At 73.7% G+C, this 24,867-nt stretch carries 20 protein-coding genes and 1 pseudogene; 14 read left to right on the top strand and 7 right to left on the bottom strand.

What is annotated here, in order from left to right; translation table 11 throughout:
• The first annotated feature begins 192 nt into the window (after positions 1–192).
• The 5 genes from ACZ6CL_RS31215 to ACZ6CL_RS31235 all read left to right on the top strand — a co-directional run bounded on the left by ACZ6CL_RS31215 (position 193) and on the right by ACZ6CL_RS31235 (position 3,005).
• Positions 193–642, top strand: a complete 450-nt coding sequence (locus ACZ6CL_RS31215; protein WP_468941741.1) for a hypothetical protein — start codon at positions 193–195, stop codon at positions 640–642.
• On the top strand, positions 642–1,409 hold the full coding sequence (locus ACZ6CL_RS31220) for a transcriptional regulator (RefSeq protein WP_468941744.1): 768 nt from the start codon (positions 642–644) through the stop codon (positions 1,407–1,409). The genes ACZ6CL_RS31215 and ACZ6CL_RS31220 overlap by 1 nt, the downstream gene beginning before the upstream one ends.
• 133 nt (positions 1,410–1,542) lie before the next feature.
• On the top strand, positions 1,543–1,935 hold the full coding sequence (locus ACZ6CL_RS31225) for a roadblock/LC7 domain-containing protein (RefSeq protein ID WP_468941746.1): 393 nt from the start codon (positions 1,543–1,545) through the stop codon (positions 1,933–1,935).
• A gap of 58 nt (positions 1,936–1,993) precedes the next feature.
• Positions 1,994–2,368 (top strand): hypothetical protein, encoded by a 375-nt coding sequence (locus ACZ6CL_RS31230; RefSeq protein ID WP_468941748.1) that lies wholly within the window; start codon positions 1,994–1,996, stop codon positions 2,366–2,368.
• Between the two features lie 100 nt (positions 2,369–2,468).
• Positions 2,469–3,005 (top strand): hypothetical protein, encoded by a 537-nt coding sequence (locus ACZ6CL_RS31235; protein WP_468941750.1) that lies wholly within the window; start codon positions 2,469–2,471, stop codon positions 3,003–3,005.
• 12 nt (positions 3,006–3,017) lie between these two features.
• On the opposite strand, the gene ACZ6CL_RS31240 is transcribed toward ACZ6CL_RS31235, so the two are convergent.
• Positions 3,018–4,142 carry a DUF5954 family protein gene (locus ACZ6CL_RS31240; protein ID WP_468941752.1) on the bottom strand — a complete coding sequence of 375 codons (1,125 nt, stop codon included), beginning with the start codon at positions 4,140–4,142 and terminating at the stop codon, positions 3,018–3,020.
• 122 nt (positions 4,143–4,264) lie between these two features.
• Between ACZ6CL_RS31240 and ACZ6CL_RS31245 the strand changes: the two are divergent.
• The 4 genes and pseudogenes from ACZ6CL_RS31245 to ACZ6CL_RS31260 form a co-directional block, all read left to right on the top strand.
• Positions 4,265–5,221: pseudogene (locus tag ACZ6CL_RS31245) on the top strand (gluconate:H+ symporter); the annotation flags it as partial.
• A gap of 65 nt (positions 5,222–5,286) precedes the next feature.
• On the top strand, positions 5,287–6,420 hold the full coding sequence (locus ACZ6CL_RS31250) for a PP2C family protein-serine/threonine phosphatase (protein ID WP_468941755.1): 1,134 nt from the start codon (positions 5,287–5,289) through the stop codon (positions 6,418–6,420).
• Positions 6,421–6,477: 57 nt separating this feature from the next.
• A complete protein-coding gene (locus ACZ6CL_RS31255) occupies positions 6,478–7,704 on the top strand; it encodes a cytochrome P450 (protein ID WP_468941758.1) in 1,227 nt (408 codons plus the stop codon).
• A gap of 61 nt (positions 7,705–7,765) precedes the next feature.
• Positions 7,766–8,887: a PP2C family protein-serine/threonine phosphatase gene (locus ACZ6CL_RS31260; protein ID WP_468941761.1), complete on the top strand. Its 1,122-nt coding sequence runs from the start codon at positions 7,766–7,768 to the stop codon at positions 8,885–8,887.
• 23 nt (positions 8,888–8,910) lie between these two features.
• Here the strand turns inward: ACZ6CL_RS31260 and ACZ6CL_RS31265 are convergent, their stop codons facing one another.
• Positions 8,911–9,345 carry an ATP-binding protein gene (locus ACZ6CL_RS31265; RefSeq protein ID WP_468941763.1) on the bottom strand — a complete coding sequence of 145 codons (435 nt, stop codon included), beginning with the start codon at positions 9,343–9,345 and terminating at the stop codon, positions 8,911–8,913.
• Positions 9,346–9,498: 153 nt separating this feature from the next.
• On the opposite strand from ACZ6CL_RS31265, the gene ACZ6CL_RS31270 reads away from it, so the two are divergent.
• Both ACZ6CL_RS31270 and glpK read left to right on the top strand, forming a co-directional pair.
• Entirely contained in the window at positions 9,499–10,266 is a 768-nt protein-coding gene (locus ACZ6CL_RS31270; protein ID WP_468941765.1) for an IclR family transcriptional regulator, read from the top strand.
• Between the two features lie 67 nt (positions 10,267–10,333).
• Entirely contained in the window at positions 10,334–11,833 is a 1,500-nt protein-coding gene (glpK, locus tag ACZ6CL_RS31275; protein ID WP_468941767.1) for a glycerol kinase GlpK, read from the top strand.
• Between the two features lie 14 nt (positions 11,834–11,847).
• On the opposite strand, the gene ACZ6CL_RS31280 is transcribed toward glpK, so the two are convergent.
• Genes ACZ6CL_RS31280 through ACZ6CL_RS31290 form a run of 3 tightly spaced genes read right to left on the bottom strand, consistent with a single transcriptional unit; the run spans position 11,848 to position 14,661 of the window.
• Complete coding sequence (locus ACZ6CL_RS31280) at positions 11,848–12,681, bottom strand: class I SAM-dependent methyltransferase (RefSeq protein ID WP_468941770.1); 834 nt, start codon at positions 12,679–12,681, stop codon at positions 11,848–11,850.
• 25 nt (positions 12,682–12,706) lie between these two features.
• Positions 12,707–13,816, bottom strand: coding sequence for an o-succinylbenzoate synthase (menC, locus tag ACZ6CL_RS31285; RefSeq protein ID WP_468941772.1), 1,110 nt, complete (start codon positions 13,814–13,816; stop codon positions 12,707–12,709).
• Positions 13,813–14,661 carry a chorismate synthase gene (locus ACZ6CL_RS31290; RefSeq protein WP_468941774.1) on the bottom strand — a complete coding sequence of 283 codons (849 nt, stop codon included), beginning with the start codon at positions 14,659–14,661 and terminating at the stop codon, positions 13,813–13,815. Before ACZ6CL_RS31290 ends, menC begins: the two co-directional genes overlap by 4 nt.
• An 82-nt stretch (positions 14,662–14,743) precedes the next feature.
• Here ACZ6CL_RS31290 and ACZ6CL_RS31295 point away from each other — a divergent pair, with 82 nt between their 5' ends.
• The gene (locus tag ACZ6CL_RS31295; protein WP_468941777.1) at positions 14,744–16,345 is read left to right on the top strand and encodes a PucR family transcriptional regulator; all 1,602 of its coding nucleotides are present in this window, start codon (positions 14,744–14,746) and stop codon (positions 16,343–16,345) included.
• Here ACZ6CL_RS31295 and dapE read toward each other — a convergent pair.
• The gene (dapE, locus tag ACZ6CL_RS31300; protein WP_468941779.1) at positions 16,342–17,418 is read right to left on the bottom strand and encodes a succinyl-diaminopimelate desuccinylase; all 1,077 of its coding nucleotides are present in this window, start codon (positions 17,416–17,418) and stop codon (positions 16,342–16,344) included. The genes ACZ6CL_RS31295 and dapE overlap by 4 nt on opposite strands.
• Positions 17,415–18,896 (bottom strand): amino acid permease, encoded by a 1,482-nt coding sequence (locus tag ACZ6CL_RS31305; RefSeq protein WP_468941874.1) that lies wholly within the window; start codon positions 18,894–18,896, stop codon positions 17,415–17,417. Before ACZ6CL_RS31305 ends, dapE begins: the two co-directional genes overlap by 4 nt.
• A 567-nt stretch (positions 18,897–19,463) precedes the next feature.
• On the opposite strand from ACZ6CL_RS31305, the gene ACZ6CL_RS31310 reads away from it, so the two are divergent.
• Together ACZ6CL_RS31310 and ACZ6CL_RS31315 are read left to right on the top strand one after the other, a co-directional pair.
• A complete protein-coding gene (locus ACZ6CL_RS31310) occupies positions 19,464–23,405 on the top strand; it encodes a Pls/PosA family non-ribosomal peptide synthetase (protein WP_468941782.1) in 3,942 nt (1,313 codons plus the stop codon).
• Positions 23,402–24,799: a M1 family metallopeptidase gene (locus tag ACZ6CL_RS31315; RefSeq protein ID WP_468941785.1), complete on the top strand. Its 1,398-nt coding sequence runs from the start codon at positions 23,402–23,404 to the stop codon at positions 24,797–24,799. Before ACZ6CL_RS31310 ends, ACZ6CL_RS31315 begins: the two co-directional genes overlap by 4 nt.
• Positions 24,800–24,867: the final 68 nt, after the last annotated feature.

Below are 24,867 nucleotides of genomic sequence, written 5' to 3' on the forward strand. Positions count from 1 at the left end.
CCACACCCCGGCCGCTCCCCCGCCGGCGGCCAGGGAGCCGTGGCGGCCCGGGAGGGCCGCGGACCCTACTACACGGCCTGCGCGACTGCGGCCCATCGACAGATTTGACCCCCATCCGCTGAACCGTGCGTAACCTCTCCGTCACTGGCGAGCCCCCGGGTGCGCCACGGGCAACGCAGGAGGGGAGACCGCATGCCCGGAATCGACGAATGCCTGCTCGACGCCATGACGGTGAACGGCGCGCGCGGCGCGGCCGTGATCGAGTGGACCAGTGGTCTCGCGCTGGGCATGGTCGGCGAGACGCGCCACGGCGACCCCGAGGCCACCGCGGCGGAGACGGCCGAATTGGCGCGCATGGCCGCCGAACAGTCCGCGTTCGCGCCGCTCGAACCGCACGGTGCGAGCCACGGCGGGGGCGCGGGTGCCGGTGCCGGTGGGGGAAGCGACGACGGCGGGGCGCCCGGGGAGGCGCCCGTGGAGGATGTCATCGTCACCACCCGGACCTGCTACCACCTGCTGCGCTTCGTCGACACCGCCTTCGACAGCGGGGTCTTCTTCTACCTGTGGCTCGACCGCCGCGAGGGGAACCTGGCGCTCGCCCGGATGCGGCTGCGCGACCTGTCGCAACGGCTGGCGCTCTGATGAGACCCGGCCGCGCGCCCCGTCTCACCGAGCTGGCCGCCGAGCGGGCCAGCGGCGCCCTGCTGTGCGACGCGGGCACCGTCTATCTCGCGGACGGTCAGGTCGTGCACGCGGAGAGCCCGAAAGCCCCGGGCCTCGACGTACTGCTCACCACCGGCGGACGGCTGACCGCCGACAGCTGGCGGGAGGCGGTGGAGCGCACGGCCGCCACCGGGCGGGTCGGCCGGTTCCTCGTGGACAGCGGGCGGCTGACCGACGCGGAGCTGGAGATCTGCCATCTGGGCGCGCTGTTCGACGCGGTCTGGTTCGCGCTCGGGCCGGGCAGCGGGCCGCGCGGCTTCCAGCGGGGCGCGACGCACTGGCTCGGCCCGGTGCGCCCGGTGGGCGCGGTCACCGTCGAGCGGGAGATCCTGCGGCGCGGCAAGCTGCTCGACAGCGTGTGGCCGTATCCGTCGGTGGACACCGAGCCGGTGGTGCCGCGCCGGGCGGACGGTCACCTTCCGCCGGTCACCCGCCGTCAGCGCGCGGTGCTGGCGCTCGCCGACGGGACCCGCACCCCCGCCGGGATCGCCCGGGCGCTGGGCCGTCCCGCCTTCCACACGCTGCTCGACGTACGGCGGCTGGCGGCCGCCGGATGCGTCGAGACGCCCCGGCCCGGCACCCCGATGCCGCCGCTCCCGCGTCTCGGCCCGGCCTCGGTCGACTTCGCCGAACCCGACGCCCCGCTGCTGCGCCGGCTCCGTGACGCCTTGGAGGCACACCTGTGATTCCCCCGACCGCCCCCGCCGCCCCGGATGTCCCGTCGTGAGACGCGCCCTGCGGCAGCGCACGGACCCGCGGCAGCGCGCCGATCCGCGTCGGCCCGCCGAACCGCGACAGCGTGCGGAAAGGAGAGAGCTGTTGGCCGCCGAACCCGAAGTCCTGGACGAGTTGCGCCGATTGCGGGCCCGCGTCATCCATGTGACCGGCGCCCTGGTCGCCACCAGCGATGGTCTCGTGCTGGCCCACGACACGGCCGCCATCGAACCCGAGGGCGTCGCCGCGCTGACCGCCGCGGCTCTCGGGGTGACCCAGTCCCTGGCCCACGCCACCGGCCGGGGCGCCTTCCGTGAACTGCTCGTCCGCGGCGAGGAGGGCTACGTCGCCACCTATGCCGCGGGCCCCGCCGCCGTCCTGACCGTGCTGGCCGACGGGCGCACCAACGTGGGCCGTCTGCACATGGAGGCCCGCCGGTCCGGCGCCCGCGTCGCCGAGCTGGTGGGCGACGCGCTCGGCAAGGCCGAGCAGAGCTGAGCCACACCGTCCGATCGAACCACCCAACGCACCAACCATCGAAAGGAACTGCCAGATCATGGCGAACACCCAGACCGCGCTCAAAGAGGCGATGACGTCCATCGAGGGCACCCTCGGCGTCGCGCTGGTCGACTACTCCAGCGGCATGGCCCTGGGCACCCTGGGCGGAGGCAAGGAACTCGACCTGACGGTGGCGGCCGCGGGCAACACCGACGTGGTCCGCGCCAAGGTGCGCACCATGGAGCAGCTCGGCCTCAAGGACGGCATCGAGGACATCCTGATCACCCTCGGCTCCCAGTACCACCTGATCCGGCTGCTGAAGGGCCGGAACAGCCAGGGGCTGTTCCTCTACCTGGCGCTGGACAAGAACCGGGCCAACCTGGCGATGGCCCGCCACCAATTGCGCAAGATCGAGGCCGATTTGGAGGTCTGACCCTCCCGGCTCACCCGGCATCTGGTGCGGGGCGACGGGTCGCCCCGCACCGGAAACTTAGGCTAGGCAATCCTCACTATCGATTCTATGCTGATCCGCCATGAGCTGGTCGGACGTGATGATGGTGAGCCTCGGATACGCGCTCGTCCTTACAGCGCTGTTCACCGCGGTCATCGTGGGCGGCTTACTGGTGGCGCGGGACGCGCTGCTCGACGACTGTCCGCCCGCGATCCGGGAGCGCCACGGCCCGCAGAGCGCCCGGGGCCAGCGCACGGCCACCGTGATGGGGCTGCTCAACGCGCTGCTGTTCGTCGCCGTCCCGGTCGTGGGCGTCCTGGACCTGCACGGGCGGGCGGAGGGCACCCTCGGCTTCTGGCCCGGCTTCGTCTTCGGTGGCGTGGCCTTCCTCGTCCTCGTCCTCGCCGATCTGCTGGTCCTGGACTGGTGGCTGTTCTGCACGGTCCAGCCGCGCTTCATGGTGCTGCCGGGGACGGACGGGATGCCCGAGTACGGGGATTACGCCTTCCACTGGCGGGCGCTCGTGCCCGCGCCCGTCCCCTGGCCACTGCTGGCCCTACCCGGTTACGGGGTGGCCGTCGGCGCCGTCTCCGCGGTGGCCGAGGCTCTCATCAGCTGACACCGGCGGCGCTCAGCGCCCCTCTTGGCGCGCCTTGCGGCGGGCCTCCTCCTCGTTGAACAGCTCGGCCAGCTTCCGGGTGTGCGCGTCGAGTTCGAGTTCGCCATCCTCGTCGTCGCCCTCGTCATCGTCGGTGAGCAGGCCTTGGTCGCGCAGTTGCTGGTCGTGCAGCTTCACCGGCGGCTGCGGGTCCCAGTCGGAGGGCCGGGGGCCCTCGGGGCCGTCCGGCCCGATCCGCACCAGGCGCTCGACGCGCACGATCCGGAACAGCCGCCCCAGCACCTCCAGTTCATCACCCCGCTCGGTGTCCAGCCGGTCCGCCGCGGCCGTGTACGGCGCGCGCTCGGCAGGTTCGAGGCCGAGCTTCCAGGGGATGAGGACACGCATCTCCAGCGCCAGGGTGTCCCGTGCGCCCTGAGGTGTGGTGGACGTCCCCGTACAGTCGGAGCGCCACTCCCCGGCGGACTTCTCGACCGTCATGAACGTCGGCGGCAGCAGCACGCCTCCCGGGTGGGTATCCGCCGCGCGCAGGCAGTCGTCGCGCACCTCCCGGGGGACGCTGCCCCGCTTGGGGAGCATCGACAGCAGTTCGAGTTTCAGGATGCCGTCGGAGACCCCGGTGGCGGTCACCGGATCGATGACGAACCCCGTGGTGGGGTCGGGCGCCCTGTGCGCCTCCCCCGGCGGCGCCGGATCCAGGTCGGTGATCCGCGGCGGCTCGGGCCCCACCGGGCCGGAGCGGAGGAAGCGTTCGGCCCGGACCACCCGGAACCGGCCGCCGAGGACCGTCATCTCGTCGATGACCTCCCAGTCCATCCGCTCCGCGGCCGCCAGGCACTCCTTCTGGGCCACCCGGTCACCGGTGGCCTCCGCCTCCCGCGCCATCTTGCGGAACTGACAGCCCATGCCCTCGCGGGCGTCCTGCGGCGCCAGCCCCGAGAAGGGCGACACCAGCTCCCAGCCGCCCTGTTCACACTCCCGCACCACCCCGAACACCGGTCCGCCGGCCGAGAGGATCTCCGGATACACCTCCCGCGACCGCCATGCCTCCACATCCGCCACCGCCGCCACCGGCGCCTCCGGCGCGGCCACCCGGACCGTCCGATAGGCGGGGACGTTCTCGCCCTCTTCCGTCATGGGGCCAGCATGAGCACATACAAGCCGCTTGCGCGACAGATCGGCTGAAAGTCCATCCGACCGTGGGATGAGCCCTTGCGGCGCGCCCAACAACAAGGTGGCGCACGCTTATTGACCCGTGCATCGTCCGCGTCACCCGGGCGAACCTGCTGTGGGTCGGGCTGCCGATGTCCATCGCCCTGTCGACCATGCACAGCTTCCTGCCGCCGCACCCCGGACCCACCGCGGTGGCCGCGTCGTTCGACGCCTCGGTCGGGCTGACCCTGTTCTACGGCCTCTTCTTCGCCGTACCGTTCGGCGCCCTGATCGCCCTGGTGTGGCCGCGGCTTCCGTTCATCCGGCGGATGAACCCCGAGATCCCCCAGGGCCTGGTCACCGAGCGCACCTTCAGCGACGAGGAGATGCCCGGCCTGGGCTGGTCGCTGTCGGTGGCGCTGTTCCCGGTGGTCCTGATAGCCGGGGCGGCGGTGTACGACATGGCCGTACCCGACTCCAACCCGGCGCTGCCCCTCGTCACCTTCATCGGCTCGGCGCCGATCGCCCTGCTGCTCACCCTGCTGCTGGCCCTGTGGGCGTTCGGTCCGCGGATCGGGCGGGGGCTCGCGGAGGTCAGCACGTCATGCAATTCGGCCGCCCAGGCGATGGCGATGATCCTGCTGGTGATCGGCGCGGGCGGCGCCTTCAAGGGCGTCCTGGTGGAGGGCGGGATATCCGACTACATCAAGGATCTGACGGACGACTGGCCGGTGTCCCCCATCTTCCTGGCCTGGCTCATCGCGGTCATCCTCAGGATCGCCCTCGGCTCGGCCACGGTCGCCGTCGTCACCGCCGCCGGGGTGGTGCAGCCGCTGCTCGACGGCAGCGGGGTCCACCCCGAACTCATGGTGCTCGCGGTCTCCTGCGGCTCCATCGCCTTCTCGCACGTCAACGACCCGGGCTTCTGGATGTTCAAGGAGTACTTCAACCTCTCCGTCATCGACGCCATCAAGGCGCGCACCACGTACACCACGGTGCTCGCGGTGCTCGGCCTCGGCGGCGTCCTGGCGGTCGAGGCGAGCCTGGACGCGCTCGGCCTGTGAGGGGCCCCGACGGCGGGGCGGGCGGAGGCCGGGCATCGCGGGGACAACGGGTGTAAGCAGGAGGTATGCGCGTTCGGCACGCCCCCGCCCCGCCCGTCAGGTCATCGCGGTCGAACCCGGCGCTGCTCTTCTTTCCGCTCGCCGTCATCCTGACCATCACACTGATCGACATCCACACCCCGCAGGCCGTGCATCTCGGCCCCTTCCTGGCCGTGGCGCCCGCCGTCACCGCCTCGTTCGCGGGGCCGCTAGCCACCGGGGCGGTCGGGGTGCTGGCCGTGGGGGCACAGGTGGCCATCGGGCATCTGCACGGGGGGCCGATGACCGCGAACCACCAGTCGCAGATCGGCGCCCTGGTGGTGATCTCGGCGCTGGTGACCGCGTTCCGGTATGTGACCGACCGGCGGGAGCGGCGGCTGTCGCAGGTGCGGTCGGTGGCCGTGGCGGCGCAGGAGGTGCTGTTGCGGCCGCTCCCCGACCGGGTCGGGCAACTGCGGATCGCCGCCGTCTATCTGTCCGCCGAGGAGGAGGCCCAGATCGGCGGTGATCTGTACGCCGCGGTCCGCACCGAGGGCGCGACCCGGCTGCTCATCGGCGATGTGCGCGGCAAGGGGCTGTCCGCCATCGGCGACGCGGCGGTGCTGATCGGCGCGTTCCGCGGATCCGCCTACCGCGATCTCACGCTGCCGGGCATCGCCGACCATCTGGGCAACGCGGTGCGCTGGAACTGGGTGCACACCGCGGTGGAGGAAGGCGCCGCCCAGGAGTCGTTCGTCACCGCCCTGGTGGTGGACGTGTACGACGACCGCGCGGTCGCCGGAATGGTGAACTGCGGCCATCCGCCGCCCCTGCTGGTGCGCCGGGGCGCGGTACGGACGCTGGAGCTGGGCGAGCCCGCGCTGCCGCTGGGGCTGGACATGGCGCCGCGGGACGGCTGCGCGGTCGAGACGTTCGGCTTCGAGGACGAGGACCTGCTGGTCCTGCACACCGACGGGGTGATCGAGGCCCGCGACGCGGACGGCGCCTTCTTCCCGCTGGCCGACCGCGTCGCGGCCTGGCGCGGCGGCAGCCCGGAGTCCCTGGCGGACCACCTCCGCGACAGCCTGCTCCAGCACGCGGGCGGTGAGGTGGGCGATGACGCGGCCATCGTCGTCGCCGCCCGCTGCCCCCTCCCGTCCACCGCGAGCCACGCCGAGTAGGCCCGCTTTATACCGATTACGCTCGAATGTGAAGGGCTGGTGGAAGGGAGCGCATCCGTGTCCGTCACCTCATCCGGGCCGTCCCCGGTCTCCTTGCCCCGGCATCGCGGCTGCCCGTTCGACCCGCCCGGTGCGTATGGGGCGCTCCGCGCGCGGCGGAGGGCCGCCCGCCTGGCCTTTCCGGACGGGAAGACGGGCTGGCTGCTCACCGGTTACGACGATGTCCGCGATCTGCTCGCGGACGACCGCTTCAGCTCGGACCGCGTCCGGGCCTCGTCGCCGGTCCGGGCGTTTCCGGTCCGGGAGGACGACGCTCGCCGGCTGGGCTCGTTCATCGGCATGGACCCTCCCGAGCACACCCGCTACCGGCGGCTGCTCTCGCGGTGGTTCACGGCGCGGCGGACGCGGGAGCTGCTGCCGCGCGTCGAGGGGATCGTCACGGATCATCTGGACGCGATGGAGCGCGCCGGCCCGCCGGCCGATCTGGTGCGGGCGTTCGCCCAGCCCATCCCGTCCCTGGTGATCTGCGAGCTGCTGGGGGTTCCGTACGCCGACCGGACCGCCTTCCAGGGCTGGTCGGCCACCCTGTTCCGGATCGACGAGGACGAGGAGAAGATCTTCGCGGCCCGGGACGCGGTGTGGGACTACATGCGGGACCTGGTGGCGGCCAAGCGGCGGCGGCCGGACGGGGCGCTGCTGTCCCGGCTGGTGCACGACGCGGACGCGGCGGCGTCGTTCTCGGACGCGGAGCTGACCGGGGTGGGGCTGCTGCTGCTCATCGCCGGTCATGAGACGACGGCGAACATGCTGGCCCTGGGCACCTTCGCGCTGCTGTGCCATCCCGAGCAGGCGCGGCTGGTGCGCGAGCGTCCCGAGCGGGCCGATGACGCGGCCGAGGAGCTGCTGCGCTATCTGACCATCGTCCAGTTCGGTACGGTCCGGGTGGCGCGGGAGGACGTGGAGATCGCCGGGGCGCGGGTGCGGGCCGGGGAGACCGTGGTCGCCTCGATCGCCGCCGCCAACCGGGACCCGGCCCGGTTCCCGGACCCCGACGGCCTGGACGTCACCCGTGACGCCACCGGGCACATCGCGTTCGGCGACGGCGCCCACCAGTGCCTGGGCCAGCACCTGGCCCGGCTGGAGATGCGGACCGGCTATCCGGCGCTGCTCCGGCGGTTCCCCACGCTGCGGCTGGCGGTGCCGACCGAGGAGGTGCCGCTGCGCGACGACATGCTGGTCTACGGGGTGCACCGGCTCCCCGTCACCTGGGACAGGGGAGCGTGATGCGCGTCGTGGGCGACGGGCCGGACAAGGGCTGAGTGTGCGCTCCAAGGCGCCCAGGAGCGTGACGCCACCGGCCCGGGACACGCTGCGGGGCGTACCCGCTCCCCCGGCCTGGCTGCGCTGGCTGCCGGTCCTCTATGTGGCGGCGATCCTGGCCATCGAGCCCATCACCCCCGTCCAGTGGCCGGTGAGCTTCCTGCTCATCGCCCTGCCGGTGGTGGCCGCGTTCACGCTCGGCCCGGCCGGGGTCGCCGGGGTCACGCTGTTCACCGTGGTCTTCGAGGGGGTGCTGGCCGGGACCCCGTGCTGCGCGGGCCGCAGCGTCGGCTATCTCTTCGAGCGCCACTACGTCGCCTCGTACCTCTCCACCGCCCTGGTCGGCGCCCTCGGCACCGCGCTGGCCGCCCACCGCAAGCGCCAGGAGCAGCAGCTGGTGCACGCGGCCACGGTGACGGAGGCCCTGATGCGCACCCTGCTGCGGCCGCTGCCGCACGAGGTCGGCCACGTGCTGACGGCCGGGCTTTACCGCCCCGCCGAGGCCGGGACCATGATCGGCGGTGATCTCTTCGACATCCGCGCCACCCGGACCGGTGAGCGGGCCATCATCGGCGATGTCCGGGGGAAGGGGCTGCAGGCGGTCCGTACCGTCGCCGATGTGCTCGGCGGCTTCCGCCAGGCCGCCTACGAACCGGGGGATCTGGGGCAGGTCTGTACCCGGCTGGAGAGCCGGATGGCGCGGGAGGCCGCCGAGATCCCGGACGACGAGCTGTTCGTCACCGCCGCGCTGATCGAGTACGACCCGCTCGCGCACCGGCTGACGGTGATCAACCACGGGCATATCGAGCCCGTCCTGATCTCCCGGGGCGAGGTGATGACGCTGAGCGGGCCGCCGTCGCTGCCACTGGGCCTGGGATCGCTGGCGAAAGAGAGCCCGGTCCCCGTCCACCACCGCTTCCTGCGCGGCGACGTGCTGCTGCTGTGCACCGACGGGCTGATCGAGGCCCGCGATGTGACGGGGGCCTTCTACCCCCTCCTGGACCGGCTGCGCGACCGGTTCGCCGGGGCGCCGCCCCCGGAGCCCATCGACGTCATCGAGTTCCTCAACACGGATCTGCCGGCCCACGCCCGCGCGCTCCACGACGACGTCGCCGTCCTCGCCATCTCCCCGCACGAGCGCACATGAACCGGCCCGCCGCCCCGCGCCGGTCAGCCGACGGGCATCTCCGCCCACCGGGTGACGATTCCCCCGTGGCCCGGGTCGGTGCCGTGCCGGGCCGAGAGCGCGGTGACGATGCCCAGTCCGCGCCCGTGCTCATCGGGCTCGGCCTCCTCCGCCGGGTCCGCGCCCCGGGGTGCCGGTCCACCGTCGGTGACCGCGATGTGCAGGGTGCCGCATCCCTTGCTCTCGCTCCAGCGCAGCCGCAGAACGGCCGGGGGCAGGGCGTGCAGAACCGCGTTGGTGATCAGTTCCGAGACCACCAGCAGCGCGTCCTCCAGGGTCTCGGCGGCCAGCCCCCAGTCGGCCAGCAGCGCGTGCGCCCGCCGCCGCACGCTGGCGACGGCCTCGTGGAGATGCGGCACCGGAAAGTGATGATCGACGTACGCTCCGCCGGTCCACGGCATGGTCAGCTGATCCGCCATATCTCCTCCTTCCGGATACTCCGCCGGTCGTGTTCCTCATGTCCTGATACGGACGCTATGGGCGACGACCGGCGGGGTCAACGAATCCTGGTCGGCATTACCGAACGTTCCCGTGCGGGGGTGAACGCATGCCCGAAGAGCTACGATCACGTCATGGCCGGCCCGGTGCAGTCCATCGAGCGGGCGGCGGCGATCCTGCGGCTGCTCGCCCAGGGTTCCGGTCGGCTCGGACTGGGCGAGGTGGCCGCCTCGCTGGGTCTGGCGAAGGGCACCGCGCACGGAATCCTGCGCACCCTCCAGAGCGTCGACTTCGTCGAGCAGGACCGGGCCACCGGCAAGTACCAGCTCGGCGCGGCGCTGCTGCACCTGGGAACCAGCTACCTCGACATCAACGAGCTGCGGTCCCGCTCCCTCAACTGGGCCGACGCGCTCGCCGCCCGCAGCGGGGAGGCGGTCCGGCTCGGGGTGCCGCTGGAGGGCAAGGTGCTCATCGTCCACCATGTCTTCCGGCCCGACGACACCTTCCAGACCCTGGACGTCGGTTCGCTGCTGCCGCTGCACGCCAGCGCCCTGGGCAAGGTCCTGCTGGCGTTCGGGGCGACGCCGGTGGAACCGGTACTGGAAGCGGAGCCGGAGACCTATACGCGGCACACGCTGGCCTCCCCGTCCGCGCTGCACCAGGCGCTGGGCGAGATCCGGGAGGCCGGATGGGCGGCCGCGGTCCAGGAAACCGTCATGGGTGAGGCGGACATCGCGGCGCCGATACGCGGCCAGGGCGGCCTGGTCGTGGGCGCCGTCGGGGTGTCCGGCACCGTGGAGCGCGTCTGCGACAGCAAGGGCAGGCCCCAGCCGTCGCTGGTCGGCCTGACCCGGGACGCCGCACGGGCCATTTCCCGCGACCTCGGCGCGGCCCGCTGGTGACCCCCATGCGGCCCGCCGCGCCCCGCTCGTACCCGCCCTCGCACCCGCCCGAAGGCAGGCAAAGGCCATGGTTGAACGCTATGTGATGTCCATCGACCAGGGCACCATGTCCACCCGGTGCATCCTCTTCGACCACCAGGGGCGGCTGGCCTCCGTCGCCCAGCGGGAACACCGGCAGCACTACGCCAAGCCCGGCTGGGTGGAGCACGACCCCGCCGAGATCTGGTCCAACCTGCGCCGCGTGGTGCCCCGGGCGCTGCGCGACGCGGACGCCGGGCCCGAGCAGATCGCGGCCATCGGCATCGCCAATCAGCGCGAGACCACGGTGGTGTGGGAGCGCGATACGGGCCATCCCGTGGGCAACGCGATCATCTGGCAGGACACCCGCACCGACGCGCTCGTCCAGGAGCTGCGGCGCCGCACCGGTGACGACTTCTTCCTCGACCGCTGCGGGCTCTCCCCCGCCACCTACTTCTCCGCGCCCCGCATCCGCTGGCTGTTCGACCACGTCGAGGGGTTGCGGGAGCGCGCGGAGCGCGGCGAGGTGCTGTTCGGCACGATGGAGAGCTGGCTGATCTGGAACCTCACCGGCGGTCCGTCCGGCGGGCTGCACATCACCGACGCCACCAACGCCAGCCGCACCATGCTGATGAACATCCGCACCCTCACCTGGGACGACGAGCTGCTGTCCTACTTCGGGGTGCCCCGGGCGATGCTGCCCGAGATCCGCCCGTCCGCCGAGGGCTACGGAGTGGCGCGGGAGGTGCTGCCGGGCGTGCGGATCGGCGCCGCCCTCGGCGACCAGCAGGCGGCGCTGTTCGGGCAGACCTGCTTCGCGCCCGGCGAGGCCAAGTGCACGTACGGCACCGGCAGCTTCCTGCTGCTCAACACCGGCACCAATCTGGTCCGCTCCCGGCACGGGCTGCTCACCACCGTCGGCTACAAGGTCGGCGACGAGCCGCCCGTCTACGCCCTGGAGGGGCCGATCGCCGTCACCGGCTCGCTGGTGCAGTGGTTCCGCGACCGGCTGGGCCTGATCCACAGCGCACCCGAGATCGAGACCCTGGCCCGCAGCGTCGAGGACAACGGCGGCTGCTACATCGTGCCCGCCTTCTCGGGCCTGTTCGCCCCGCACTGGCGCAGCGACGCGCGCGGCGTCATCGTCGGCCTCACCTCGTACATCACCAAGGGCCATCTCGCCCGCGCGGTGCTGGAGGCCACCGGCTGGCAGACCCGCGAGGTCGTGGACGCCATGAACGCCGACTCGCCCGAGCCGCTGAAGGCGCTGAAGGTCGACGGCGGGATGACGGCCAACAATCTGCTGATGCAGTTCCTGGCCGATGTGCTCGACGTCCCGGTGGTGCGGCCGATGGTCTCGGAGACCGTGTCGCTGGGTGCCGCGTACGCCGCGGGGCTCGCCGTCGGCTACTGGCCGGACCTGGAGGGGCTGCGCCGCAACTGGCACCGGGCCGGGCAGTGGCTGCCCGCGATGGATCCGCGGCGGCGGCAGGCGGAGTACGAGAACTGGCAGCGGGCGGTGGAGCTGTCGTTCGGCTGGCTCAGGTAGGGGCCCGGGAGCGCTCAGGGGCGGCGCGCCCAGGCGGAGATCATGGGGGCGGTGGCCAGGTCGAGGCGTCCGGTGGCCACGTTCGCCAGATGCTGGTCGATCTCCTCGTCGGTGGCCAGGCCCGCGGCCACCAGCCGGGCGCGGATCTGCCGCACGGTGGCGGTCTCCAGGACCGTGCAGGCCGGTGACGCCACGGGGAAGTACGCGTCGGCGCACACGTCTTCGAGCCCGGCCTCGCGCAGCAGCCGGGGCAGGGTGCGCCCGTACGCGAGGTCGGCGCCGCGCCGCGCCATCAGCTCGCGGAAGCCGGAGCGCAGCCGGTTGGCGAGGCGCTGTTCGGGGCCCGACTCGTCCGGGCACAGCAGCGGCTGAAGCCCTGGATCGGCGTCCTCCAGCAGCAGCCATCCGCCGGGCCGCAGCGCCTCGATCATGCGGCGCAGGGCCTCGGCCCGGTCGGGGACGTGCACCAGGACGAGGCGGGCGTGCACCAGGTCGAACGGGCCGGGCGGCGGCGGGTCGGCGGCCACGTCGTGGCGCAGCACCTCGATCACCCGGTACCCTCCGGTGGCCGTGGTGCGGGTCCAGGACACGTCGATGTCGGTGGCGATCACCTGCCCGGTGGGCCCGACCCGTTCCGCCAGCCCCTCGGGGACGGAGGTGCCTCCGGCGCCGACCTCCCAGCAGCGCATGCCCGGGCCGATGCCGAGCCGGTCGACGTGGCGGAAGGTGCTCGGGTCGAACAGCTCGGCCAGGGCGCCGAACCGGATGCCCGCCTCCGTCTGCCGGTTGTCCAGCAGATAGCCCTGGTCCTCGCCTGGCCTGCCCGCCCCGCCGTGTGCGCTGTCCATGCCGTCGATCATGGCAGAATCCGGTTCACCGGCCGTACAGCACCCGAGTGGCCGTGGTGAACCGGGCGAGGGCGTCCGGCAGCGGGGTGACGCCGATGCCGGGTGTGGTGGGCACCGGCAGATGGCCGTCCGCCAGGACGAACGGCTCGGTGATGTCCTCGGCGAAGTACCGCTTGGACGCCGAGGTGTCGCCGGGCAGGGTGAAGCCGGGGAGGGCGGCGAGGGCCAGGTTGGGGGCCCGGCCGATACCGGTCTCCAGCATGCCGCCGCACCACACCGGGACGCCGTGGGCGGTGGCGAGGTCGTGGATGCGGCGGGCCTCCGTATAGCCGCCGACCCGGGCGGGTTTGACGTTGATGACCCGGCATGCGTCCATGGCGATCGCGGACGCGGCGTCGCTCGCGGTGTGGATGGACTCGTCCAGGCAGACCGGGGTGGTGATCCGCCGCTGCAGCTGGGCGTGGGCGTGGAGGTTGTTCTCCGCCAGCGGCTCCTCGATGAGCAGCAGGTCGAAGGCGTCCAGTTTCCGCAGGTGAGGGGCGTCGGCGAGGGTGTAGGCGGTGTTGGCGTCGACCTGCAGGGGCAGCGCCTCGCCGAACCGTTCCCGTACGGCGCGCACCGGCTCCAGGTCCCAGCCCGGCTCGATCTTGAGCTTGATGCGGACGTACCCCTCCTCCAGGTACTGCTCGACGTCGTCGAGCAGCTCGGGGAGGGAGTTCTTGATGCCGACGGAGACGCCCGCGGGCACCCGGTCGCGGACCGAGCCGAGGAAGGTGGCGATCGGCATGCCGTAGGCGCGGAGTTCGGCGTCCAGCAGGGCCGTCTCCAGGGCCGCCTTGGCGAGTTCGTGTCCCTTGACGGCGGCCATGGCGGGGGCGAGGGCCGCCGTCGTCGGCTCGGGGAGGGCGGCGACGCGGGGCAGCAGGAAGTCGCGGATCACGGTCTCGGCACCGGCGACGAACTCGGAGCAGTACAGCGGCTCCGGGTCGGCGGCGAACTCGGACCAGCCCTCGGCCGCGTCGGTGACGACCCGCAGCAGGAAGGTGTCCTTGCTGGTCATCGTCCCGAAGGAGGTCCGGAAGGGGGTGACGAGCGGAAGGGCGACATGGAGCAGTTCGACGCGTTCGAGCCTCATGTGCGCGGCTCCTCAGCTGTGTCCGGGGTGAGCAGGTACCAGCCGTCGCGGGACATGGACGTGGCGCGCAGCCCCTCGGTGTACGCGTCGGTGAACACCTCCCGTACGGCGTGCCGCCAGCGCAACGCCAGGGCCGGGTCGGCGGCGCGCAGCGCGACGACGTCCTCGGGCACCCGGCACCACAGCCGCCGGTCGTCCCGTACGGCGAGCGGGCCGCCGTCCGGGGCGGGGCGGACCACCGCGGCGCGGGCCCGGGCCTCGTCGGCTTCGGCTTCCCCGGTGGTGTGCGCCGTCCCGGGGGCGAGGTCCCAGGCGGCGGTGAGCCGGTCGCTCTCGTCGCCGTCGTTCACCCCGTCGTTCATCGGCCCGTACAGGTCGACCAGGTACTCGGATCCGACCGCGCCCAGCTTGACCAGGTTGAACCGGGCGTTGCGGCGCACCAGCGGGTCGAAGGTCCAGCGCATGGTGCGGGCCCCGCGCTCCAGCGCCCAGACCCGCTGGGCCTGCTTGATCGCGAAGCCGACGCCCCGGTCGGAGGAGGTGGCCGCCGCCACGAACGAGTACGCGCATCGGTCGGCGGGCGGCCCGAAGACGGCGACCGCCGCCCCCGCCAGCCGCTCGCCGGTGCCGTACGCGGCGTGCACCGCGCCGCCCGCGTGCACGAGGCTGTGCAGCACCTCGCTGGGATAGGGCGGATTGGTGTGCGGCAGCTGCCATACGTCGGCGAGGAAGTCGGCCACCGCCTGGATACCGGCCACATCGTCCACGGCGCGGACGCCGACCCCGGCGGTGTGGGCGGCGGCGGACGCGAGCGCACCGGCGTCCATCGTCACTGCTGGTGTCATGGCACCGAGTCTCCCGGGCCGCACCCGGCCTTCTCTTGTCCAGGCACACAAAGGCGGCCTAGGGTCCTGTGACGATCGGCCAATGGCCACAGAGAAAGGCCCGGACACCGCACCCATGGACGCCCGCACCCTCGGGGATCTCCTCGCCGTTCTCGGCGAGCCCACCCTGCGCCCGCTCAGCCCCGACCCGGCCGGTCTCACCGCGCCCGTCACCGAGGTGCTGCTGTACGACGCCCACGCGGCGCTGCCGTCCCGGGCGCCCGGCGCCCTGCTGCTGGCCGTCGGGGTGCGGGCGGAGGCCGCCGGACCGCTGGTGCGGGAGGCGGCGGCCGCCGGTATGGCCGGGGTCGTGGTGCGCGGCGCGGCCGGGCCGGTCGCCGAGGCGAAGGAGTGCGGTACGGCCCTGCTCGCCGTGGACGAGGACGCCGCCTGGCACCACGTCCATCTGCTGCTCGCCCAGGCCATCGGGGCGCGGCCGTCCCCGGCGGGCGAGGGGGCCGCGCTCGGGGATCTGTTCTCGCTGGCGGGCGCGGTGGCGGCGGCGGTGGGCGGCGCCACGGTCATCGAGGATCCGCGGCAGAGCGTCCTCGCGTACTCGACCGTGCCCGGGCAGCCGGTCGACGAGGCCCGGCGGCAGGGCATCCTCGGCCGTCAGGTGCCGGACAGCCCGGAGAACACCGAGCAGTACCGGGTGCTGTTCGCCACCCAGGGCCCGGTCCGGCTCGCCGCCCTCGGCGCGGGCGAGCTGCCGCGGCTGGCCGTCGCCGTCCGGGCGGGCGGCGAGACCCTCGGCTCCGTGTGGGTCGTGGACGACGGGACGCTCGCCCCCGACGCCGAGACCCAGCTCGCCCAAGGCGCGTCCACGGCCGCCCTCCTGCTGCTGCGGGCGCGGGCGGCGGCCGAGCTGTCCCGGCACCTGACCGGCGATCTGCTGCGCCGCCTGCTGGACGGCACCACCGAGCCCGCCACCGCCGCCCAGCGCCTGGGCCTCACCCCCGGCGTGCCGCTGCGGGTGGCCGCGTTCGCGCTGGACTCCACTGCCTCCGCGCCGGACGGCGAACAGGCCGCGCTGCGGCTGCTGGACCTCGTACGGCTGCAGTGCGAGGCCCGCTACGGGCGGCAGGCGTGCGTCCTGGTCGACGGGGTGGTGTACGCGCTGCTGCCGGTGAGCGGGGAGCGCGGCGGCACCGCCGGGGAGCGGCAGCGGCGGTTCGCGGAGGACATCGTGCGGCGCGCCGGGCAGGCGCTGCGGGCGCCGGTGCGGGCCGGGCTCGGCGAGGTGGTGCCGGACCCGGCGGAGATCCCCGGCTCGCGGGAGGATGCCGATCTGGTGCTGCGGGTGCTCCGGCCGGACGAGAGGGTCGCGGCGGTGCACGAGGTGCGGGCCCGGGCCGTCCTGTTCCGGCTCGCCGGACTCCTCGGCGAGCGGCGCGAGCTGGCGGCCGGGGCGTGGCGGGAGGTGCTGGCGTACGACGACGGCCACGGTACGGACTACGCCCGCACCCTGGTGTGCTGGCTGGACGCGGGCTGCGACATGGCCCGGGCGGCGAAGCTGCTGGCTGTGCACCCCAACACCTGCCGCTACCGGCTCCGCCAGGTGCGGTCGCAGCTCGGCATCGATCTGGACGACCCGGACGAGCGGCTGGTGCTGTGGCTCCAGCTGCGCACGCTGGCGGGCCGCTAGCCGCGCTGGAGCCAGTCCGCGAGCCGTGTCTCGCAGGCGCGCAGCTGGGCCAGGGGTACGTACTCGCCCGGGGTGTGGGCCAGGGAAGGGTCGCCCGGGCCGTAGTTGAGGGCCGGGGTGCCGAGCGCGGTGAAGCGGGCGACGTCGGTCCAGCCCAGTTTGGGGCGGGGCACCGCGCCCACCGCGGCCACGAACGAGGCGGCGGCGGGGCGGTCGAGGCCGGGGAGGGCGCCCGGCGTGGCCTCGGTGATCTCCACCTCGTACTCCGGAAAGAGGTCCCGCACATACGCTTCGGCCTGCTCGGGTGAACGGCTGGGTGCGAAGCGCAGATTGACGGTGATCGCGCAGCTGTCGGGGACGACGTTCTCGGCCACGCCCGCGCGCACGGCGACGGCGCTCAGCCCCTCGCGGTACTCCAGGCCGTCGATGACGACGCGCTCGGCGGTGTGGTCGTCCAAGCGCTGCAGGACGGCGGCGGCGCGATGGGCCGCGTTGACCCCTCGCCAGGCGCGGGCGGTGTGCGCGCGGGCGCCGCGTACGGTGATGTCGGCCATCAGCATGCCCTGGCAGCCCGCCTCGACCCCGGCATCGGAGGGTTCCATGAGGATCGCGAGGTCGGCGTGGAGCAGTTCGGGGCGCTCGGTGGCGATCTGGGCGAGGCCGTTGCGGTCGCCGGAGACCTCTTCGCAGGCGTAGAAGACGTAGCTCACGTCGTGGGCCGGTGCGGTGAGGGTGGCCGCGAGCCGCAGGGCCACCGCGACGCCGCCCTTCATGTCGCAGGCGCCGAGCCCGTGGAGCCGTTCGGCGTCGAGGCGGGCCGGCAGGTTCCCGGCGGCCGGGACGGTGTCCAGATGGCCCGCGACGATCACGTGCCGGTCGCGGCCGAGACCGGTGCGGGCCACCACGGAGTCGCCGATCCGCTCGACCGTCAGATGCGGCAGGGCGCGCAGCGCGGTCTCGACGGCGTCGGCGAGTGCGGCCTCCTCGCCGCTCTCGGAGGGGATGTCGACCAGGGCCCGGGCGAGCGCGACGACATCGGAGGCCGGGTCGAGGACGGGCGTGGGGGTGGTCATGGCGTGGTCTCCTGAACGGTCTTCTCGGGGGTGGCGGCGCGGCCCAGCGCGGAGTGGCGGATGCCGTAGAGCCCGTACACCGCGAGCCCCGCCGCCATCCAGGCGCCGAACGCGATCCAGGTGTCGGCGCCGAGCCCGTACATCACATAGACGCACGCGGCCACGCCGAGCAGCGGTGTCACCGGCGCGAACGGCACCCGGAAGCCGCGGGGCGCCTCCGGGCTGCGCCGCCGCAGGATCAGCACCGCCAGGTTGACCAGGGCGAAGGCGAAGAGGGTGCCGATGCTGGTGGCGTCCGCGAGGGCGCCGAGCGGAATGAGCGCGGCGAGGACCGTGACGAAGGCGGTGACGATGACCGTGCCCGCGCGCGGCACCCCGGTCCGCGCGTGAACCCTGGAGAAGAGCGGCGGGATGAGCCCGTCGCGGGACATCGCGAAGAGGATGCGGATCTGGCCGTACTGCACGGTCAGGACGACGCTCGTGGTGGCGATGACCGCGCCGATGGACAGCAGGACGGGCCACAGGTCGCCGCCGCCGACGGAACGCACCAGCACCTGGCTCAGCGTGGCCTCGGTGCCCGCGAACCGCTGCCAGGGCATCGCCCCGACCGCCGCCAGCGCCACCGCGCAGTACAGGGCGGTGACCAGGGCGAGCGAGAAGATGATGGCGCGCGGCAGATCGCGCTGCGGGTTCTTCGCCTCCTCACCGGCCGTGGACGCGGCGTCGAAGCCGATGTACGAGAAGAACAGCGAGGCGGCGCCCGCGGTCATCCCGGCGGTGCCGAGCGGGAAGAGCGGGCGGAAGTTCCCGGCGTGGAAGGCGGTGAAGGCGACCGCGCAGAACATCACCAGCACGACGACCTTCACCGTCACCATGACGGCGTTGGCGACCGCGCTCTGACGCGCCCCGCGCAGCAGCACCACCATGGCGAGGAGGACGATCACGGCGGCGGGCACGTTCAGCACCCCGCCCTCCCCCGGTGGCGCGGCGAGCGCGTCGGGCAGTGTCCAGCCGATGGTCAGCTGGAGCAGTTCGTTGACGTACTGCCCCCAGCCGACCGCGACCGCGGCCACCGACACGCCGTACTCCAGGATCAGACACCAGCCGCAGACCCAGGCCACCAGCTCGCCGAGGGTGGCGTACGCGTAGCTGTACGAGGACCCGGCGCCCGGGATCATGCCCGCCAGCTCGGCGTACGAGAGCGCCGAGAACAGCGCGGTGAGCCCGGCGAGGACGAACGAGACCACCACCGCCGGACCGGCCTCGGGCACCGCCTCGCCCAGCACCACGAAGATCCCGGTGCCGAGGGTGGCGCCCACGCTGAGCAGTGTGAGCTGGCTCAGCCCCATCGTGCGCCGCAGCGGGCCGCCGCTCGCGTCGGCGACCAGGCCCGCCACGCTCCGGCGCCTTGTCAGCTTGTTCTCACCCTGCACCGACCCGCTCCTTCCACTGCCGCATGGCGTCTGATGATGCGGCAGCGGGGTGGGCGCGGGGGTGCGCGCATCGGCCAAGATGCCCCGGGTCGCTTTGCACGATCGGCCAAGCGCCGCCCGGCTGGAGGCGCTGGTCGGAGAAGGGCCGCCCTGACCAGGGCTCCTGTGAGTCCGGACACAGGATCACCGGCCGCTTCCCGGCCGTGCGTCCGGCCCCGCACTGCACCGGGAAAACCGGCTCCCACCAGGCACGATGCCTCGAAGCCCGGGCCGGGCGGGGGCGGTGGGCGGCCGGGCCGCACGGCCACCGCGCGGGGCCGTCGGCGTTCCGTGAAACCAGGGACTCCTGTTAACGCTGGGTAAACTGCCTGCTCGGCGTATGCGGCGCCGGTTCGGTTGGGGGGCGGAACAAGCCCGTTCGGCGACCGGTGACCGCGGATTCGGATCGGCCGCTGGAAGGGCCGCGAAGAGTGTTCGCCCTCGTGGCATCCCTCAGCCGCGAGCGGGTGTTCGGGACCCGGCTCAGTGTGGAGCCGGTATGGCAGAGGCCGATGGTCCGGTGGTCCGGACGGTGTCGCCGAACTCTCGGTCCACCGATGCCGGAGAGGCCGGATGACTGTAGTAGACGAGTCCCAGACGCTGACCGACCCGCTGACCGCGCCCGTCGCGGAACCCCCGGCACCGCCCGCCCTGTTCCCGGGGCGCGGCCCCCACGCCGAGCGCACCCTCATGGACGTCCTCGGCGCGACCGCCCGCCGCCATCCGAACGCCCCCGCCGTCGACGACGGCACGTCCGCGCTGAGCTACCGGGCGCTGCTGGCCGAGGTGGAGCGGGTGCGGCGGCGGCTGGCCGGGGCGGGCATCGGCGTCGGCGACCGGGTCGGCATCCGCGTCCCGTCCGGCACCGCGGACCTGTACGTCGGGATCCTGGCCGTGCTGGCCGCCGGTGCGGCCTATGTGCCAGTGGACGCGGAGGACCCGGAGGAGCGGGCCGAACTGGTCTTCTCCGAGGCCGCGGTGAGCGTGGTGCTCGGGGCCGGACTGGAGATGACGGTGCGCGCCGAGCCGCACGGCGGCCCCGGCCGCCCGGGGCCCGGCGACGACGCGTGGATCATCTTCACCTCCGGATCGACGGGCAAGCCCAAGGGCGTCGCCGTCACCCACCGCAGCGCGGCCGCGTTCGTGGACGCCGAGGCCGGGCTGTTCCTGGCGGAGGAGCCCATGGGCCCGGGTGACCGGGTGCTGGCCGGTCTGTCGGTGGCCTTCGACGCGTCCTGCGAGGAGATGTGGCTCGCGTGGCGCAGCGGCGCCTGTCTGGTGCCCGCGCCCCGGTCGCTGGTGCGCACCGGTGTCGACCTGGGCCCCTGGCTGGTCGAGCAGGAGATCACCGTGGTCTCCACGGTCCCCACCCTGGCGGCGCTGTGGCCGGTGGAGGCCCTGGACGACGTACGGCTGCTGATCTTCGGCGGCGAGGCGTGCCCGCCGGAGCTGGCCGAGCGGATGGCGGTCGAGGGCCGTGAGGTGTGGAACACCTACGGTCCGACCGAGGCCACCGTCGTGGCGTGCGCGGCGCAGCTGACCGGCGAGGGCCCGGTGCGGATCGGGCTGCCGCTCGACGGCTGGGAGCTGGCCGCCGTGGACGCCCGGGGCGAGGTCGTGCCGATGGGCGAGGTCGGCGAGCTGGTGATCGGCGGGGCCGGTCTGGCCCGCTATCTGGACCCGGCGAAGGACGCCGAGAAGTACGCCCCGCTGCCCGCGCTGGGCTGGTCGCGGGCGTACCGCAGCGGTGACCTGGTGCGCGCCGAGGAGGAGGGGCTGCTGTTCGTCGGCCGGGCCGATGAACAGGTCAAGCTGGGCGGCCGCCGGATCGAGCTGGGCGAGGTGGACGCCGCGCTGCAGGCGCTGCCGGGCGTGGCGGGCGCCGCGGCCGCGGTGCGGACGACGAAGGCGGGCCACCAGCTGCTGGTGGGCTACGTCGTGCCCGAAGAGGAGAGCGGCTTCGACCAGGGGGACGCGCTGGACCGGCTGCGGGAGGTGCTGCCCGCCGCGCTGGTGCCGCTGCTCGCGGTGGTCGGCACGCTGCCCACCCGTACCTCCGGCAAGGTGGACCGGGCCGCGCTGCCCTGGCCGCTGCCGGGGGTCGGCACGGCCGGAGCGGCGGCGGAGCTGACCGGGACCGAGAGCTGGCTGGCCGAGCTGTGGGGCGAGGTGCTGGGCACTCCCGCGAGCGGGCCGGACGCCGACTTCTTCGCGGCGGGCGGGGGCAGCCTCGCCGCCGCCCAGCTCGTCTCGCGCGTCCGGGACCGCTACCCCAGCGGGTCGGTCAGCGACATCTACCAGAACCCGCGGCTGGGCGCGCTCGCCCGGACGCTGGACGCGATGGGCTGCGAGGCGACGGCTGCGCGCACGGTGCGGCCCGTCCCCCGGCGCACCGGGGTGGCGCAGACGCTGCTGACGCTACCGATGCTGACGGTCGCCGGGCTGCGCTGGGGCGTGGCCGCGGCCGCCGTCCTCAACGCACTGCACCTGCTGGGTTCCGCGCCCTGGGCGCCCACCGTCCCCTGGTGGTGGATCGCGCTCGGCTGGCTGTTCTTCGTATCGCCGCCGGGCCGGATCGCGATCGCCGCGGGCGGTGCGCGGCTGCTGCTGCGGGGGCTGAAGCCGGGGACGTACCCGCGGGGCGGCGGCGTCCATCTGCGGCTGTGGACGGCCGAGCGGCTGGCCGAACTGAGCGGTGCCACCGGCCTGTCGGGCAGCTGGCTCACCCACTACGCCCGGGCGCTGGGCGTGCGGATCGGCCCGGATGTCGATCTGCACGCGCTGCCGCCGGTGACGGGGATGCTCAAGCTCGGCAGGGGCAGCGCGGTCGAGCCCGAGGTCGACCTGTCCGGCCACTGGCTGGACGGCGACCGGCTGCGGATCGGCCGCATCCGGATCGGCGCGGGCGCCACGGTCGGCGCGCGCAGCACGCTCTTCCCCGGCGCCCGGATCGGCAAGCGCGCGGAGGTCGCCCCGGGGTCCGGGGTGTCCGGCGCGGTGCCCGCGGGGCGCCGCTGGGCGGGCGTACCGGCCGCCAAGTCCGGCAAGGCGGCGCAGCACCGGCCCGCGGACCGGCCGGAGCGCACCCGCCGCTGGGCCGTGGTGTACGGACTCACCTCGCTGGCGCTGACCCTGCTGCCCGCGCTGGCGCTGCTGCCCGCCCTCGCCGTCCTCGCGCTGTTCGTCCGGGGCACCCATGGCGCGGGCCAGGCGCTGCTCCACGCGCTGGCCTCGGTGCCGCTGGCGACCGTGGCCGGGATGGTCTGCTACGCGCTGCTCATCCTGGCCGGGGTCCGTGCGCTCGGCATCGGCCTGCGCGCGGGACATCACCCCGTCCACGGGAGGATCGCCTGGCAGGCGTGGGCCACCGAGCGGCTGATGGACATGGCGCGGGTGCACCTGTTCCCGCTGTACGCGAGCCTGTTCACCCCGGTGTGGCTGCGGGCGCTCGGGATGAAGGTGGGCCGCGGGGTCGAGGCGTCCACCGTGCTGGCGCTGCCGTCGATGACCACGGTCGGCGATGGCGCGTTCCTCGCCGACGACACCATGGTGGCGTCGTACGAACTGGGCGGCGGACGGCTGCGGATCGCCGAGTCGCGGGTCGGCAAGATGGCGTTCCTCGGCAACTCCGGTATGGCCGCGGGCGGCAGCTCGGTCCCCAAGCGCGGTCTGGTCGGTGTGCTGTCCGCCGCGCCCAAGGGCGCCAAGGCGGGCAGCTCGTGGCTCGGGATGCCGCCGATGAAGCTGCCGCGGGCGGCCGAGGAGGGCGACCAGAGCCGTACGTACCGTCCGGCGCGGCGGCTGAAGTGGGCGCGCGGCGCCGTCGAGCTGTGCCGGATCGTCCCCGTCATGGGCAGCACGGCGCTCGCGGTGCTGGTGCTGGCCGCCTTCGGGGCGGTCGCCGGACGGTTCGGATTCCCGGCCGCGCTGGCGGGCGGCGGGGTGCTGCTGTTCGCGGGCGGTCTGGTGGCGTGCGTCGTGGCGGTGCTGGCCAAGTGGCTGCTGGTGGGCCGGTTCCGGGCCACCGAACGGCCGCTGTGGAGTTCGTTCGTGTGGCGCACCGAGCTGGCGGACACCTTCGTGGAGGTGCTGGCGGTGCCGTGGCTGGCCGGGGCCGTGTCCGGCACGCCGCTGATGAACTGGTGGCTGCGGGGGCTCGGCGCGCGCATCGGGCGCGGGGCCTGGTGCGAGACGTACTGGCTGCCGGAGGCCGACCTGGTGCGGATCGGCGCCGGGGCGAGCGTGAACCGGGGCTGCGTGGTGCAGACCCATCTCTTCCACGACCGGATCATGCGCATGGACGAGGTGGCGCTGGAGGAGGGCGCGACGCTCGGCCCGCACGGCATCGTGCTGCCGGGCGCCACGGTCGGCGCGTGTGCCACGGTGGGTCCGGCGTCGCTGGTGATGCGCGGCGAGGAACTGCCCGCGGGCACCCGGTGGCTGGGCAACCCGATCGCGGCGTGGCAGCCGGAGAAGGAGCGGGACATGCGGAAGACGGAGGGTACGGCGAAGTGAGCAGGGGCAAGGGCGGCCGGGCGCAGGGAGCGACCGGCGGCGCGGTCGGGGCGGACCGGTCCGCGGACTCGTATCTGCCCGGGCACGGCAACGGCGGCTACCGGGTGACCCACTACGACCTGGAGCTGACGTGCCGTCCGAGCACCGGGCGGCTCTCGGGCCGGGCCCGGATCTCGGCGGTCGCCGAGCCGGGCGCGACGGGCGAGCCGCTGTCCGGGTTCAGCCTCGACCTGGGCGCGTTCCGGGTGGACGGGGTGCTGGTCGACGGGGTCCGCGCGGCCCGCTACACCCACCGGGCGGACAAGCTGCGCGTCCGCCCGGCCCGCCCGCTGCCCGCCGGGACGCCGTTCACCGTCGAGGTGCGGTACGTCGGGGTGCCCCGGCCGGTGAAGACCCGGCACTGGGGCGACCTGGGCTGGGAGCAGCTGGAGGACGGGGCGCTGGTGGCGGGCCAGCCGATCGGCGCGCCGTCCTGGTTCCCGTGCGACGACCACCCGGCCGACAAGGCGTCGTACCGGATCGCGGTGACCGCGCCGTCGCCGTACACGGTGGTCGCCGCGGGCACGCTGGAGTCGTGCACGGTCAGCGCCTCCACCACCACCTGGGTGTACGAGCACCCGGCGCCGATGTCCACGTATCTCGCCACCGTCCAGATCGGCCTGTACGACCTGGTCGAGCTGACGGACACGTCGGTGAGCCGGGTGCCCCAGCGGGCGGCCGTACCGCCGCGGCTGCGCGACCGCTTCGACCACGACTTCGCCCGCCAGCCCCGGATGATGGCCGCCTTCGAGGACCTCTTCGGCCCGTATCCGTTCGACGAGTACGCGGTGGTGGTGACGGACGACGAGCTGGAGGTGCCGGTCGAGGCGCAGACGCTGTCCGTCTTCGGCTCCAACCACGTCGACGGGCAGCGCGGCTGTGAGCGGCTGGTGGCCCATGAGCTGGCCCACCAGTGGTTCGGCAACAGCCTGAGCGTCGCCGACTGGCGCCACATCTGGCTGAACGAGGGCTTCGCCAAGTACGCCGAGTGGCTGTGGTCGGAGGTGTCCGGCGGTGTCCCGGCCGCCGTCCACGCCGCCCGGTTCCGGGCCGCGCTGGCGGAGCAGCCGCAGGATCTGCTGGTCGCGGACCCGGGCATGGCACGGATGTTCGACGACCGGCTCTACCAGCGGGGTGCCCTGACGCTGCACGCGCTGCGTACGGTCCTCGGGGACGACGCCTTCTTCGCGGTGCTGCGGGAGTGGACGGCCACCCACCGCCACGCCACCGTCACCACCATGGAGTTCACGGCCCTGGCGCGGCGCCACACGACGCAGCCCCTGGACGCGCTGCTCACCGCCTGGCTCTACACTCCCCGGCTGCCGGAACTCCCCGGTGGCGGCGGCCCGGTGTGAGCCGCGCGTTTCACATCCGGACCCGTGACGTTTCAACTCACGGCTCTCCCAGGCCACTTCATTCCTCC

This window comes from Streptomyces sp. NPDC041200 (assembly GCF_055591805.1).

What these genes read in the sequence shown, in the direction of transcription:
- ACZ6CL_RS31215 (WP_468941741.1), top strand. Translation starts at nt 193, where the DNA reads ATGCCCGGAATCGACGAATGCCTGCTCGACGCCATGACGGTGAACGGC.
- ACZ6CL_RS31220 (WP_468941744.1), top strand. Translation starts at nt 642, where the DNA reads ATGAGACCCGGCCGCGCGCCCCGTCTCACCGAGCTGGCCGCCGAGCGG.
- ACZ6CL_RS31230 (WP_468941748.1), top strand. Translation starts at nt 1,994, where the DNA reads ATGGCGAACACCCAGACCGCGCTCAAAGAGGCGATGACGTCCATCGAG.
- ACZ6CL_RS31235 (WP_468941750.1), top strand. Translation starts at nt 2,469, where the DNA reads ATGAGCTGGTCGGACGTGATGATGGTGAGCCTCGGATACGCGCTCGTC.
- ACZ6CL_RS31240 (WP_468941752.1), bottom strand. Translation starts at nt 4,142, where the DNA reads ATGACGGAAGAGGGCGAGAACGTCCCCGCCTATCGGACGGTCCGGGTG.
- ACZ6CL_RS31250 (WP_468941755.1), top strand. Translation starts at nt 5,287, where the DNA reads ATGCGCGTTCGGCACGCCCCCGCCCCGCCCGTCAGGTCATCGCGGTCG.
- ACZ6CL_RS31265 (WP_468941763.1), bottom strand. Translation starts at nt 9,345, where the DNA reads ATGGCGGATCAGCTGACCATGCCGTGGACCGGCGGAGCGTACGTCGAT.
- ACZ6CL_RS31270 (WP_468941765.1), top strand. Translation starts at nt 9,499, where the DNA reads ATGGCCGGCCCGGTGCAGTCCATCGAGCGGGCGGCGGCGATCCTGCGG.
- glpK (WP_468941767.1), top strand. Translation starts at nt 10,334, where the DNA reads ATGGTTGAACGCTATGTGATGTCCATCGACCAGGGCACCATGTCCACC.
- ACZ6CL_RS31280 (WP_468941770.1), bottom strand. Translation starts at nt 12,681, where the DNA reads ATGGACAGCGCACACGGCGGGGCGGGCAGGCCAGGCGAGGACCAGGGC.
- menC (WP_468941772.1), bottom strand. Translation starts at nt 13,816, where the DNA reads ATGAGGCTCGAACGCGTCGAACTGCTCCATGTCGCCCTTCCGCTCGTC.
- ACZ6CL_RS31290 (WP_468941774.1), bottom strand. Translation starts at nt 14,661, where the DNA reads ATGACACCAGCAGTGACGATGGACGCCGGTGCGCTCGCGTCCGCCGCC.
- ACZ6CL_RS31295 (WP_468941777.1), top strand. Translation starts at nt 14,744, where the DNA reads ATGGCCACAGAGAAAGGCCCGGACACCGCACCCATGGACGCCCGCACC.
- dapE (WP_468941779.1), bottom strand. Translation starts at nt 17,418, where the DNA reads ATGACCACCCCCACGCCCGTCCTCGACCCGGCCTCCGATGTCGTCGCG.
- ACZ6CL_RS31310 (WP_468941782.1), top strand. Translation starts at nt 19,464, where the DNA reads ATGACTGTAGTAGACGAGTCCCAGACGCTGACCGACCCGCTGACCGCG.